This is a genomic window from Microcoleus sp. T3_B1 (genome assembly GCF_036700445.1).
GTDB lineage: Bacteria > Cyanobacteriota > Cyanobacteriia > Cyanobacteriales > Microcoleaceae > Microcoleus.
Map to the genome: position 1 here is coordinate 1 of NZ_JAUBOX010000017.1, position 14108 is coordinate 14108.

Genomic DNA, 14108 nt, shown 5'->3' on the forward strand with positions numbered 1-14108 from the left:
TTTGTGTGTTTTTATGTCTATTTGGAAAAAGAAGGCCTGTTTTTTGGTTGAAGATAATCTACAATTATCATTGGGGTAACTATCTACCGAAAAAACTTATCTTTAATCGAGCTTGAATATATCGATCGCTCTTATTCTTGATGTGCGATCGATTATTCAGCAAGCCCTAATTATGAGAATGATTTAGGATTGCTATAGTACAGTTACATCGATTAGTAGACCATCCGTAGATGCGGAATAATATCAACTCAGCCCTTCATCGGAATTATTCATCTCTCTTCCCTTCCTCTGTATCCTCTGCGTCCTCTGTGGTTTAATCATTCCGATATAAGCGGAATTGAATATCCTAAAGAAGCTGATAAATTAATGCAGCCTAATTGCAGTTAAGGCAAAAACAACGCATCGCTGACTAAATCCCACCTGCTAAGGGGACTCGCCATGCCGAAAATTCCTGAATTTGTAACTCCTAATTCCCAAAGGGCGGTAAATCGAGTAACTGATTTTTAGAAGGTGGAAGCTGGGCGGGATTTTTGCCTGGGGCAGAAGTTTGGCGGATTTCCAGAGCAGTTTCGCCAGGATTTGCAGTGCGAGTAGGTACTATCTCTAAAGAATATACTGTCTCCGTTTTTGCAGGGGCAGGATTTTGGGCTTTCGTGAGCAAGTCAACGGCATCTCCGAGGGCGCTAGTTAAATTTTTGCTAGTTTCGGCGTGACGGGCTTCTTCTTGTTTGAGGGCTTGAGTGAGTTGTTTAACTTGTTCGATCGCCCGATCGCGTTCTTCGAGAACTTCTGCTAACTTAGCTTTAAGTTCGCCTACTGTTTGCAGTTGTTCGACTTCCTGCTGGCGAGCAACTCCAGCATCGTCGCCTTCGGGCACAAGGGGGGAAAAATTTTGTAATTGCTCTATTTGTGCTTCCAGAGAAGCGATGGTTTGCTGAGTTAATTTAGCATCATTCCGCCGCTGCTCGGCTTCGGTATTGTATAGTTGGCGCCACTGAGCGGCACTTTCACCGGCCTCATCTCGATCGCGCGAAACTTCTGTTAACTGCTGTTGCAGCCGCTTGATTTCATCTAACCACTGTCTGACATCCTGAGCCATAATATTGATTTTAGATTTTAGATTTTAGATTTTAGATTTTAGATGGGGGAATTGGGAATTGGCAATTGCGAGTTGATAATGCCTTAATTAATTAACGACTTGTGTACCTCATCTTTCGCCCCATTGCCTGTGCGCTATGAACATTTTTTACTGGTTGCGCTACCTGATTTTAGCTTTGTTTCAGGCATTTTTGAGGCTGCTTCGAGCACTCAAACGGAAATTTGGGGGATTTTGGCTGTTTTGTCGGTGTTTGACTTGGGGCACGCTCAAGGAAGTCGGGGCGAAGGCGGGAGAACAGCGCTTGCCGGGGCTGTCTGCGGAAATGGCCTACAATTCTATGCTGGCGCTGTTTCCGGGGCTGTTGGCTATCTTATCTGCGATCGCCCTCTTTGAACCTTTGCAGTCAACACTGTATCAAATCGCCCGTCTTTTGGGCGAAGTTATACCCGATGACGTGCGGAAGTTGATTGGTGGCTTAATCAAAGAAATTCTGTTAACTCGCAGTAAAGGGCTGTTTTCGGTGAGCTTTCTTGGGGCGATTTGGGCATTTTCTGGAGTAATGAGCGCGGCGATGGCTGCACTCGATCGCATCCATGAAATCCCTAGCGATCGAACTCGACCATTTTGGAAAGCAAAACTTATTTCTCTGGCGCTGAGTATCGGTACAATTGTGCTGTTAATTCTAGCATCGGGAGTAGTCTTTGTCAGCGACTTAATTGTACAAGCTATTGCCCGCCAGAGTTGCCTGCTGGAGTCCGTTGCCAATTGCGATTTAAAAGATGTTCAAAATTGCTTGCTACTCGCCGGCAATTGCCCTTTGGAGTCGCAATTGTTAGGTGTTTGGCGGCTGTGGCGGTGGCCGATTTCTTTGGGAATTGTATCACTTGCCTTTGCCTTTGTTTACCGCTACGGGCCTAGCCGCCGTCAACCAGATATTCCTATTTTGTCTGGAGCTGTTTTTGCTGCTATTTTGTGGGCGCTCTTTTCAGCTTTATTTCGGGTTTATGTTGGGCATTGGGGCAATTTCAGTTGGACTTACGGCACGATCGGAACTTTTATTGTGTTGCTGCTGTGGCTCGATATTTCTTCTTTGGTGATGCTGATCGGCGCTCAGTTAAATGTAACAGTCGCAAAGGCAATGAAACTAAAATAACGGGCATTGGCCAAACAGGGCATTGGCCAAACAGGGCATTGGGCATTTGTTATTTGTTATTTGTTATGACAACAGTGAACAGTGAACAGTGAACAGTGAACAGTCAAAAAACTATTATTAATTACCGGATGCCGGCTTACCTGCGGAGTAAAGTGCTGAGGATACCCGCAACAAAAGACAACAAAATTAGTATCCATATCACACCACCGGGAATGAATGTCAATATCCCAACACCTCTGAGAATCCAAACTAGGAGGGTGAGGCCCAGGATAGTCAAAAAGATGCGGGTAGATAGTCGCATTTGAAATCTAGGAGAATTAGTCATGTTGAATATTAAAGTTTTGTCTGGATCAATGATAGCTGCTTTGCTGGCGATCGGCAGTTACCTCACCTTAATTTCGGTTCCGGGTTCCGCTATTGCGCCTAGGGGTGCAAATAAGCTGGGGGAAACGGCAAATGCTGCTCAAAAAACACCTTCTGCAAGTTTAACAATTTCCGATCGCACAATTGGAGCGGCGAAGGTGGGAATGACTTTCGGACAATTGAAAAAGGCTCTGGGTTCCACGGCGCAGTTTAAGGTAGAGTCTCCTTTTATGGTAGACTTTGATGCTGTGGCTGTCAGCCGATCGGGAAAAGTGCAATATCGGATTATCTACGCTGCGGGTACAAAGCTAAAAGATACCGATGTCATTGAACTTTTGATGACTGATAATTCTAATTATAAAACTGTTCAGGGCGTCGGGCCGGGAATGACTCTGAAACAAGCTGAGGCCATTTACGGCAAGGCTACTTTATCTTATAACGTGGATAATGAAATGAGAGAAGGGGTTGTATTTGCCAAGCAACCCACTAGAAACATTATGTTTGTTCCCAAGGCTGAAGGGAAACAATTTGCGGGAGTTTATGGCGCTGGTCAAGGGGGATTTTTTCAGACTAATAAGTATCAGCCTAATGCTGTGATTAAGTCTGTGATGGTGCGAAAGTAAGTTAGTAGTCCTGGACGCAAAAACGCGGTTTTTTAACGTAATTGCGTCATTTTAGGTTGATGGCGATCGCGAGAAACCGGGTTTTTTGCTGTTTCAGCAGGCTGTAAAAAGTATTCTCGCAAAAACCCGGTTTCTGGACACCTGCGCGGACTGAAGAAAACAAAAATTAAGGATTACCTGTGGGTAACTCCAAATACTCTTCATTGTCAAGATAATCTCTGATATTTTCCAGTATTTGCGTCAAATACTCTACGACTTCTTCCTTAATTTCTAATAGTTCCTCAATAGCCTGATCTTGCCCCACTTCCTCAAAAGACTTAATCCCATGCGCCAAATCATTCCTGTTGCTTTTAACAACTACAAGATTTTTCCCGTTCTTTGTCTTAGTAAAGTCTGTTTGATATGAAAAACCATATTTTTCTGCTATTTCTTTAATCAACCTAGCATCCACATTTCCTGAAAACAGTTCCTCGCGCTCAAATGTAGCTGTGATGATATCTGTAGAGATTTGGTTGATTGTTAAATGAATTTTCTTAGGAGAACGATTTTTAAGATTTTGAAGAACAACTATTTTAATTTTTGGTTTGAGATCGTCAAAAGAGATGGCTTTATTTTTAAACTCCTCGAATATGGCTTCAATCGCATTTCGCATAGTGGATTCAACTAAGTTATACAGTAACAAAAAACCATTAGCTCTCAGAGTTTTTGCTAACTCAGGATCGAGACTTTGTATTTTGTATGTGCCAGCAGGATCGAATACAGCTAACTTCGTTGTCTGTTTTTCCAAGCTCTCCAGAAAAATGAAGTAATCATCCACATCTTTAGCGCGTGTATGAAAGTCGAAGAGTACAGTTTCCATGATTATCTTACCAGTCGATCGCAGATATATTCAATACACACAACTACTTTTTGATTCCTCAAACTAATACCCAGAGATTTTTGGCTCTCTTTTAAATGTATTTACTTGGCTATTAAAATGATTGTAGCCGCTCAAATAAATCTCTTCGGAATTCCTCATTGGCAGTTTTGCTTAGTTGGATTACCCGAAGTGTAGTTCGATTGAAATGCCTCTGACGAGGCAGGAGTAAATCAGCAAACTTAAATCCATTCAAATGCTCTAATTTTTTCAGTCCAATTAAGGTTAATTCGTTGTTTACAAATCTGGTTAGAGTACGAATGCGTTCTGCACCGTCTACGATCTCTAAACGTGATTCATCATTTTCATCATCACCGATATCAGCAACGAATAGATAAGGTATTGGCAGCCCCAAAATTACAGATTCGATAAACTTTGATTGCCTTGCTTCATCCCAAGTCATTTCACGTTGGTAGTCGGGAATAAACAACTTATTAGTATCATCGTCAATTCCTTCCATATATTTTTGAACGAGTATTTCGAGTGGATACTGTTTGGTGTCGTAATTAATTTGCTGCCGATTGTCGCGAATTTCCATTTCAGCAGCATTTCTGTCTTGCAGCGTAATTTGTTCTAGTTTCGATCGCATATTTTTAAGTAACGAGAAAGTGGTGTGGATACGATCATTTTACCACAGCCCAAGGTTGATAAAGTCCTGTTCGGAGAATTTTAGTCTTGAGGCCACCCCAGTATAAATTCTGATTTGGCTAAGATGGTACGGACGATCGCACTTATCAAAAAAAGTGCGATCGCCAATGTTTAATTAACTGAAACCGCCGCGAAAATTACCATTTATAACGCGCTGGTGACGGAATTGGAAGGGCGGCCCAAGGCCGATAAACGGTGACTGTCCCCACTGGAATCGAACACAACCTCGAACTTAACGTGGGGTATAGTTTGACGCAGAAACTGAAAATGCCCGTCTGCATCTGAACGACTGCGGAAGCGGGCAACAATTATCCATTGCTCAGAGGGTAACAAACGGGCGATCGCCCAACAACACAAGCGTTCTTTGTATGTCATCATAGAATTTGTCTCCATTGAATGTTGGAGCCAGAGCCAGCCCGGAACCTTGGACAGTAAGGGGCTGGCTTTTGACTGTTTACAGGTGGTATTATAACACACAATGACGTACAATAATTTAAAACAACTTAAAATGAAATATTTTTATCGGTCTTAACTCAAAACAGCGTAAGATGGACTGTATTGAGATTTTTTGTAGTGCAACGAATGGCTTCACGGGGAAGAGTTACCGCATACCTACCAGAGGAAATTCAAAAAGCTCTGGAAGAATGGGCAGAAGAAGAAAGCAGATCCGTTAGCAGTTTGACAACTTACCTGCTGACGAAATCTGTTAGAGAGCGCCAAGAGCAGAAAAAGGACCAATCCCGGAGCGATCGCCCGAGTTGAAGACGGCGCCATACTGAAAGGGTTTGCAGTGTAAAATTTAAGACAATTGAAGTAAAACCGTGCCCACCTATGCCTTCACGAATGCGAGTTACAGTTACACTGCCAGAAGACGTTCATCAAGCCTTGTCCGAATGGGCCGAAGAAGAAGATAGAACCCTCGCAAACCTGCTTTCCCATGTGGCAGCTAAAGCAGTCAGAGAACGCCAAGAGCTCAAAAAAGATAAATCAGAAAACGATCGCCCTTAAGAACGATCGCCCGCAATCCCATCCGCGTCCATCAGCAGTAAAAAAAAGAACCATCGCCTCAAAAAAATAAGGTGGGCCGCAGCCCACCCTACTCAAATTATTTCGCAGTCACCAACTGTGCCGGCAGCCGCTTAAACGCCAACCTTTCATTCTCGATATCCACAAAAATGGTATCGCCGTCAGAAAAATCTCCCCGCAAAATGCCCTTCGCCATTTGCGTTTCCAACTCGCGTTGAATTCCCCGCTTCAGAGGCCGCGCACCGTAAACCGGATCGTAACCAATTTCTGCTAAGAAGTCGATCGCAGATTCCGACAATTTCAGAGACATTTTGCGATCGGCTAACCGTTTTTCCAAGCGCTTAACTTGCAACAGCACAATCTGCCGCAGTTCCGTCTTACTCAAACCGTGGAAGATAATCATCTCATCAATCCGGTTCAAGAATTCCGGGCGGAAAGTTCCCCGCATCGCTTCCATCACCCGACTCCGCATTTGTTCGTTATCTCCCGCCACATCTAAGATGTATTGAGAGCCGACATTCGATGTCATAATAATCACAGAATTCTTAAAGTCTACTGTGTGACCTTGAGCATCGGTAACGCGGCCGTCATCCAGAATTTGCAGCATGATGTTGAATACATCCGGGTGCGCTTTCTCGATTTCATCGAATAGAATCACTGAGTAAGGACGGCGGCGCACAGCCTCAGTTAACTGTCCACCTTCATCGTAGCCAACGTATCCCGGAGGCGCACCAATTAACCGCGAAACCGCGTGTTTTTCCATGTATTCCGACATATCAATTCGCACGATCGCTTCTTCGGTGTCGAACAGATAAGACGCTAATGCTTTAGCTAACTCAGTTTTACCAACACCCGTGGGGCCGAGGAAGATAAAACTCGCAACCGGACGATTGGGATCGGCTAAACCTGCGCGCGATCGCTGAATTGCATCTGCAACCGCCGTCACCGCTTCATCCTGTCCAATTACCCGCTTGTGCAGTTCATCTTCCAAGTGCAAAAGTTTCTGCATTTCCGATTCAACCAACTTGCTGATCGGAATTCCCGTCCACTTGGAAATAATCTCGGCAATGTCAGCTTCAGTGACTTCTTCCCGCAGCAAAGTTTTGCCTGTGGTTTGAGTTGCTAACAGTTGAGCTTCTGCTTCTTGCAGTTGTTTTTGCAATTCGGTTAACTTGCTATATTTCAACTCAGCAGCGCGGTTCAAGTCATATTTTAGCTCTGCTTGTTGAATTTCAATGTTAACCTTGTCAATCTGTTCTTTAATCTTTTGAATGTTTCCGATGACACCTTTTTCCGATTGCCATTGGGCGTTCAAAGCGCTTTGCTGTTCCTTGAGGTTGGCTAAGTCTTTTTCCAGTCTTTCCAAGCGCTCGATCGAAGCAGCGTTACTTTCTTTTTGCAGCGACAGTCTTTCCATTTCTAGCTGCAAAATCCTGCGGTCAATTTCGTCTAGTTCTTCCGGCTTGGAGGTGATCTCCATTTTGAGTTTAGCGGCTGCTTCGTCCACTAAGTCAATGGCTTTGTCTGGAAGGAAGCGATCGCTAATATATCGAGTAGACAAAGTAGCCGCCGCCACTAGGGCGCTGTCAGAAATTTTCACGCCGTGGTGAACTTCGTAGCGTTCTTTCAAGCCCCGCAAAATCGAGACAGTATCTTCAACTGTTGGTTGGTCAACATAAACTTGTTGAAAACGGCGTTCTAGTGCCGCATCTTTTTCGAGGTACTTGCGGTATTCGTCGAGAGTTGTAGCACCGATACAGCGCAATTCTCCCCTCGCTAACATCGGTTTGAGCAAGTTACCGGCATCCATCGATCCTTGAGTCGCACCCGCACCGACAACGGTGTGAATTTCATCAATAAATAAGATGACTTTGCCGTTGCTGTCCATCACTTCTTTGAGCACCGCTTTCAAGCGTTCTTCAAATTCTCCCCGGAATTTTGCCCCGGCAATTAACGCGCCCATATCTAGGCTAATTAATTGTCTGTCTTTGAGAGATTGCGGCACATCTCCGGTGATAATTCGCTGGGCGAGTCCTTCGGCGATCGCAGTTTTGCCGACTCCCGGTTCCCCAATCAATACCGGATTATTTTTGGTGCGACGGCTCAAAATTTGAATCGTGCGGCGGATTTCGTCATCCCGTCCGATTACCGGATCGAGTTTGCCTTGACGCGCGGCTTCTGTCAAATCTCGGCCGTATTTTTCCAGCGCTTCGTATTTGCCTTCTGGATTTTGATCGGTCACTTTGTTCTTCCCCCGGACTTGGGTAATGATATCTTTGAGCTTGCCTTCATCTAGTTTAAATTCTTGTAGTAGATTTCTGCCGAAGCGATCGTCCTTAACGTAACCTAGTATCAAATGCTCGATCGAAATAAATTCATCGCCGTAGTCTTTGCGATAAGTTTCGGCGCGATCGAGCAAAGTGTCGAGAGAACGACCTAGATAAACGTTGCCGCCGCTTCCAGTAATTTTCGGCTGGCGACTGATAAACTCATCAGTGCGATCGCGCAATTTTGCTACAGAAACTCCCGCTTTGTTAAATAAGCTGCTAGCAAGTCCCGATTCTTGTTCCAGCAAAGCTTTCATCAAATGTTCGCTTTCTAGCTGCTGCTGCTGACCTGCTTTGACGATTTCGGGGGTGCGGGCGAGGGCTTCCCAGGCTTTTTCGGTAAATTGGTTTGGATTATTCGGTTGCATAAATTTTAATTCCCTGCATTAAAAATGATGACTGCTGTAGAGGCAATTGCTCGATCGCCCGTACAATTGTCATTGTAGGGAGTTGCAGACGGGGGACGGATCGGTGTTCCCCTATCTTGAGATAGGTATTTCCGTCCTGTGTAGCAGTGTCTGGCAAGGAAAAGCAAACTGTCGCCCCTAAAAGTTGGACTCTTGGATAAGACTGAGATGTTGCACCATTGTCAATAAGCTTTTTATGAACAGGCTTTCCGGCGTGTTCCACAAGAAGAAAATTCACTCTTTGTAGAACAGGCCGGAAAGCCTGTTCTGGAGAATAGTACAAGATGTGAGATAAGACCAACTCTCACATTAAAAATGCTTTCTAGTGCCACTTGAAAAAACGGCACATTCTTAAACAGTCTCCTGCTGCGGAAAATGGAGAAATACTCATGTAAATAGGAGAGAGGACTTGAGAAGCGTCACAGTCCTATAGCTAAACCGGAAGCGTTATTGTTTTACTCATCAATAACAGCCGCTATAACTCTCACACATGGAAAAGATAGCTATGAAAATTTTACCTTTAACAGCGTTAGGAATTATAGCAAGTGCCGCGATCGCAGTAGCCCCTGAAGCTTGGGCAAATACCTGGCGTGCCGCACACCGGATGTCTGGTTTTTCCGCCGACAGCAATTACTACTTGTATCTAGAAAGTTCCAGAGATACAGGAGCGGGAATTCCCAAAGCAGAATTGCAAATTGTCCAAGTTGCTGCAAATTCCTGCATCAGAAATGGGTGTATCGAAACTAAATATGGCGAACCAGACTCCAATAAAAGCACTAAAATGGCAGAAGATGACTTGCTTAAAAAAACTTGGAATAGCAGGCAAACTTTGAAGTTAACTCCTCCTCACGCTGGAACTAAACTCAACATTATTTCTCGTACTCCCGGAGCCAATGGAAGCGAGACAGTCGCCGTCAGAGTCAATACAGCAAAGCCTTTACAAATTCGCCTAGAACAGCGGCAAAAAAATGCTTCTGCTGGCAGAGAAAGCGCCGCCATGCGTCTTGTAATTAATCATAACGGTCGGCAGCGTGTCCTCGGAACGCTGAACAATTTTCAAGATTGGGTGTTCTCTTATTCAATCCGAGAAGTTCGTTTGTCTCCGAACCGGCGCAATGTCGTTGTGCTGGTGGACAAGACAGAACGCACTTTTGAAGGAGTCTTGAAAACTACTGTTGTACAAGGCTTTGTTCTTTAGGCTTGCTATATTGCCAGGTTTTAACCTGGGAATTATCAAAACTTACGCAGAACCCCTATATAGCAATCCTAAATCATTTGTGAATTTCTTACTCCCTCCCCTTGGTAAGGGGAGGGCTGGGGTGGGGTAAAAATTTACGACTCCTGCAAGGATTGCTATTTTACTATCTCTAGACCGAGATGAAATCTTCAGAACCGATGAGATTGGGAGCAACACCTATCAAAGAAGCTAAAACTTCACCGCTGCTGGCTACTGTAATTAATGTGCCGTCAGTTCCCGGCGAAATTGATAGCTGTCCGAAGGTCAAACCATTGATTAATTGCACGGTATCTTGAGACTTGGCGAAATCAACGATCGTATCAACTCCCAACCCGGCACCTAAAACAAATACATCATTGCCCGCGCCGCCGATTAGAATATCGTTTCCCAAACCGCCGTTGAGGGTGTCAAAACCTTTGCCGCCATACAGGACATCGCTGCCGTCGCCCCCGACAAGGATATCGTTGCCCCGCAAACCCATAAGTACGTCATTCCCTTCCACACCGTTGATGATGTCGTTGCCGCTGGTGCCAAACAGGATGTCGTTGTCGGGACTGCCGTTGATGCTGTTATCAGGAGGGTTATTGCCTGGAGTGCTACCGGTGTCAGAAACAAAGACATCGAGGCGGCTATTGAAAGTAAAGTTAGTATCCCCCGGTACGAGGTTACTAGCCTCAGATGAAAACGCTACTTTCTGCCCATCTGCAGAGATGGAGGGCTCAAAAGACCCGCTGTTCCCCTGATTACCGGCTGAGTCAACTGAGACGCGGGTGGTGGTATTTGTCAACAAATCCCGCACGAAGATATCGTGGCTATTGTTACTATCCCCCGGCACGAGGTTGGAGGCATTAGAAGAAAACGCCACAAACCTCCCGTTGGCTGAGACGGAGGGGCTGAAGACGGAGGAATCGTTCGCCTGATTGCCGGCTGAGTCAACAGAGACGCGGGTGGTGGTATTGGCTAGCGTGTCCCGCACGAAGATGTCGTGTCTATTGTTAGTATCCCCCGGCACGAGGTTGGTGGCATTAGAAGAAAATGCCACCAACCGCCCGTCGGCTGAGATGGAGGGTTCGCCGAACCCATTATTCCCCTGATTACCTGCTGAGCCAACAGAAACGCGGGTGGTGGTATTCGTCAACAAATCCCGCACGAAGATGTCAGGATTATCGTTAGTATCCCCCGGCACGAGGTTTGTGGCATCAGACCTAAATGCCACAAACCGCCCGTTGGCTGAGATGGAGGGTGCGCCGGAATACTTGTTTCCCTGATTGCCTGCTGAGTCAACAGAGACGCGGGTGGTGGTATTCGTCAACAAATCCCGCACGAAGATGTCAGGGTTATCGTTAGTATCGCCCGGCACGAGGTTGGTGGCAAAAGATAAAAATGCCACAAACCGCCCGTCGGCTGAGATGGAGGACCCGACGGAATGGCTGTTCCCCTGATTGCCTGCTGAGTCTACAGAGACACGGGTGGTGGTATTGGCTAGTGTGTCGCGCACGAAGACATCGTTTTTATTGTTACTGTCCCCCGGCACGAGGTTGGTGGCATTAGAGGAAAATGCCACAAACCGCCCGTCGGCTGAGATGGAGGACCAGACGGAAATGCCGTTCGCCTGATTGCCTGCTGAGTCAACTGAGACGCGGGTGGTGGTATTAGCTAGAGTGTCGTGCACAAAGATATCGGATTCAGCGTTAGTGTCCCCCGGCACGAGGTTGGATGCTGGAGATCCAAACGCCACAAACCGCCCGTCGGACGAAATGGAATGAGAGGAGGATACCGATGGACTTTGATTGGCCTGATTGCCTGCTGAGTCAACTGAGACGCGAGTAATATTCATAAACCCTCATATTTCAATAGTCCGAACTGTTTTTATTTCGTAGTCTGAAACCCTCGGTTTTCCCTTGGTAGCTCGATCGCCTTGGAGCCTTGAAACCCTTATTCTACGGCTGGTAATCAAAAACTGTCCGAAGTATTGATATTTAAGAGTACAACTTTGGAGATGGGTTTTGCGATCGCACGGCAATTGGGGCTATTTACACTTTATCCCCTAACCGCCTTGGCGGTTGCTATATCAATACATTTTAAAATTTCCCTCTTCCTTCCTCCCTCTTTCTTTTTCCTTGAATATCTGCCTCCTGACTATTGACGAATACTCAATAATTAATCCGTGTATCCGTGTCAAAATCCATATATTGCCTCACCGAAAGCATCCAGGATACAAGCCCCCGGATTCATCCGTCCAGAAATAAAAAACCTGTATCCGATGAAACTTGCCCCCCGAATTTATCCGTGGGGTCAAGGCTTCAATTCTTTAATCTAAAATCTAAAATCTAAAATCTAAAATCGATTGACTTCATGCCTGCATCACAACCCGTTCCGGGAGACTGACAATAAAAGTTGAACCTTTACCGTCTTCGCTTTCGACGCTAATTTCGCCACCGAGAATTTGACACAAACGCTGGCTAATTGTCAATCCCAAACCTGTGCCTCCATACTTGCGGGTAGTCGAAGCATCAGCTTGGGTAAAAGGTTTAAATATCTGCTCTAATTGCTCGTTTGTCATCCCGATGCCGGTGTCGCTGACTCGAAACATTAAAACTTGAGAAGTGTAGCTTGAACCCGAGTTAATATCATTATTTTTATTTTGTTTCGCCGCTCTAGATTTTTCAATTTTAATTCTTTCTACGCCGATAGTAATGACGCCTTTTTCGGTAAATTTGGCAGCATTGCTGAGCAAATTAAGGAGAATTTGCCGCACTTTCGGTTGATCCGCATACATTGTGCCGAGTTCGCCTTTTGTTTTCAGTGCTAAAGCATTGCCTTTTTTTTCTACTAGCGGTTGAGCAGTAGTCATCACTTCTTCAATCATGGTCGCCACGTCGAAGTTTTCCAAATAAAGGGTGACGTGACCTGCTTCTATTTTGGAAATGTCGAGGATGTCGCTAATCATATCCAGCAGGTGTTTGCCTGCGGTTTGAATTTTTTCTAAGTCGGGGAGAAAATCTTCGGAACCGGAATCTTGAGCATCTTCTTGCAGCATTTCGCTGTAGTTGATGATGGCATTGAGGGGGGTGCGGAGTTCGTGGCTCATGTTGGCGAGAAATGCACTTTTCGAGCGGTTGGCAGCTTCGGCTGCTACTTTTGCTTCGTGCAATTCTTCTGTGTATTCTGCTACTCTTTGGATCAGTTCGTTGAGGGAAATTGCTAGCATTCCCACTTCGTCGGAAGTAGTGACGGGTACTTGCAGGTCAAAGTTAGATTCTTCTGTCACTCGCTGAGCAATGAGGGTGGTGGCTTCTAGGGAGCGAGCGATCGCCCCGCTGGTGTATGCTGCTAGAATTGCTGCGATCGCACCTGATATCAAGAGAGAGCAAACGAGAATGAGAGTTCCGAGTTTTTCGGCATTTTCGTAGGTTCTCAATGCCTCGTCTGCTTTTTCGCGAAAGTTGACGGCCAGTTGGGCTGAATCCTCGGAAAACTGTTTGAGTTTCAAAGCAGTTTCGCCCGCCACAAAATTGTTCAAGTTCCGCCCCAAAGCCTGCTGCTGTTGCGGATTCAAAGCAGATAATTTGGCAGCAGCCAACAATTTTTGTACTTGTTGAAAGTATGATTCTACGGTTTTGCCGTTGGCTTGAGCGAACTGTTGAAGCTGTTGGTAGTCTTTGGCAACCTCGGGATTCTTCGTCGGCGGTAGGGTTTGCAGTTGTTCGAGGATGCCGCTCATCTGAGCAACGCGAGTCAGGAATTCCGATCGTTGGCGATCAAAAATTTGCGGTTTGGTCGTCAGACTCGCCAGCTCTTGCTGCTGAATTCTGACTTCCTGCACCGTGTTGTTGAGGTTTGTCAGGATTTCCGCTTTATCTCGGTCGAGCGCTAGTTTTTCTCTAACTTGCTGTTTGTGATAGGATTCTACTCCCCGTCCCGCCACAGCACCCAAAACGGCAATACTAATGACCAAGGCGTATCCGCAGCCGATTTTCTGCCTGATACCCAAGCGGCCCAACAGACTTTTCAACCCTATTTGAGGACGGTTCTGCAGTTGATTTTTCAAAGCTAAGGTTAAAGACATGGGCAATGTACTCGTCACCTTTGAGAGGCACCATCTATATTCTAATTGATGCCTGTCTGAGGGTAAATAAAGTTCTGGCTTGAAGCGAGCTTTCGGCAGTTATTGGGCCTTTGCAAGGTTCCACAGCTCGATCGGCTTGACAGTTTGGAGCAGTTATGCGTAACAAATTATAGCAGAAGAAAGAAGAAAGAAGGAAGAAACAGTCAAAGGGAGGGTTTGAGTAATTAAGAACGTCCTCAC

13 protein-coding genes are annotated in these 14108 nt (G+C 45.6%); 5 read left to right on the plus strand and 8 right to left on the minus strand.

The features are described from left to right. Positions 1-466: 466 nt before the first annotated feature. Positions 467-1099, minus strand: coding sequence for a hypothetical protein (locus QT990_RS11650; protein WP_333142618.1), 633 nt, complete (start codon positions 1097-1099; stop codon positions 467-469). 136 nt (positions 1100-1235) lie between these two features. Here QT990_RS11650 and QT990_RS11655 point away from each other — a divergent pair, with 136 nt between their 5' ends. Together QT990_RS11655 and QT990_RS11660 are read left to right on the plus strand one after the other, a co-directional pair. Continuing rightward, a complete protein-coding gene (locus QT990_RS11655; protein ID WP_333142617.1) occupies positions 1236-2252 on the plus strand; it encodes a YihY/virulence factor BrkB family protein in 1017 nt (338 codons plus the stop codon). 323 nt (positions 2253-2575) lie between these two features. Then, complete coding sequence (locus QT990_RS11660) at positions 2576-3238, plus strand: hypothetical protein (protein WP_333142616.1); 663 nt, start codon at positions 2576-2578, stop codon at positions 3236-3238. 166 nt (positions 3239-3404) lie between these two features. Here QT990_RS11660 and QT990_RS11665 read toward each other — a convergent pair whose 3' ends face one another. From QT990_RS11665 to QT990_RS11675, 3 genes are all read right to left on the minus strand, one after another. After that, positions 3405-4097 carry an MAE_28990/MAE_18760 family HEPN-like nuclease gene (locus QT990_RS11665; RefSeq protein ID WP_333142615.1) on the minus strand — a complete coding sequence of 231 codons (693 nt, stop codon included), beginning with the start codon at positions 4095-4097 and terminating at the stop codon, positions 3405-3407. A 112-nt stretch (positions 4098-4209) separates the two neighbouring features. Continuing rightward, positions 4210-4743: a DUF262 domain-containing protein gene (locus QT990_RS11670; RefSeq protein ID WP_333142614.1), complete on the minus strand. Its 534-nt coding sequence runs from the start codon at positions 4741-4743 to the stop codon at positions 4210-4212. Between the two features lie 203 nt (positions 4744-4946). Further along, positions 4947-5180 carry a hypothetical protein gene (locus QT990_RS11675; RefSeq protein ID WP_333052782.1) on the minus strand — a complete coding sequence of 78 codons (234 nt, stop codon included), beginning with the start codon at positions 5178-5180 and terminating at the stop codon, positions 4947-4949. A 204-nt stretch (positions 5181-5384) separates the two neighbouring features. Here QT990_RS11675 and QT990_RS11680 point away from each other — a divergent pair, with 204 nt between their 5' ends. Both QT990_RS11680 and QT990_RS11685 read left to right on the plus strand, forming a co-directional pair. Further along, on the plus strand, positions 5385-5564 hold the full coding sequence (locus QT990_RS11680) for a ribbon-helix-helix domain-containing protein (RefSeq protein WP_332960054.1): 180 nt from the start codon (positions 5385-5387) through the stop codon (positions 5562-5564). A 69-nt stretch (positions 5565-5633) separates the two neighbouring features. Next, positions 5634-5810 (plus strand): ribbon-helix-helix domain-containing protein, encoded by a 177-nt coding sequence (locus QT990_RS11685; protein WP_333465270.1) that lies wholly within the window; start codon positions 5634-5636, stop codon positions 5808-5810. Between the two features lie 97 nt (positions 5811-5907). Here QT990_RS11685 and clpB read toward each other — a convergent pair whose 3' ends face one another. Both clpB and QT990_RS11695 read right to left on the minus strand, forming a co-directional pair. Further along, complete coding sequence (clpB, locus tag QT990_RS11690; RefSeq protein ID WP_333465271.1) at positions 5908-8523, minus strand: ATP-dependent chaperone ClpB; 2616 nt, start codon at positions 8521-8523, stop codon at positions 5908-5910. After that, positions 8510-8800 (minus strand): hypothetical protein, encoded by a 291-nt coding sequence (locus QT990_RS11695; protein WP_333465272.1) that lies wholly within the window; start codon positions 8798-8800, stop codon positions 8510-8512. The genes clpB and QT990_RS11695 overlap by 14 nt, the downstream gene beginning before the upstream one ends. A 267-nt stretch (positions 8801-9067) precedes the next feature. Between QT990_RS11695 and QT990_RS11700 the strand changes: the two genes are divergently transcribed. Beyond that, entirely contained in the window at positions 9068-9760 is a 693-nt protein-coding gene (locus QT990_RS11700) for a DUF2259 domain-containing protein (protein ID WP_333465273.1), read from the plus strand. A gap of 169 nt (positions 9761-9929) precedes the next feature. On the opposite strand, the gene QT990_RS11705 is transcribed toward QT990_RS11700, so the two are convergent. After that, entirely contained in the window at positions 9930-11636 is a 1707-nt protein-coding gene (locus QT990_RS11705; RefSeq protein WP_333465274.1) for a calcium-binding protein, read from the minus strand. Between the two features lie 516 nt (positions 11637-12152). After that, complete coding sequence (locus QT990_RS11710) at positions 12153-13868, minus strand: ATP-binding protein (protein WP_333465275.1); 1716 nt, start codon at positions 13866-13868, stop codon at positions 12153-12155. Positions 13869-14108: the final 240 nt, after the last annotated feature.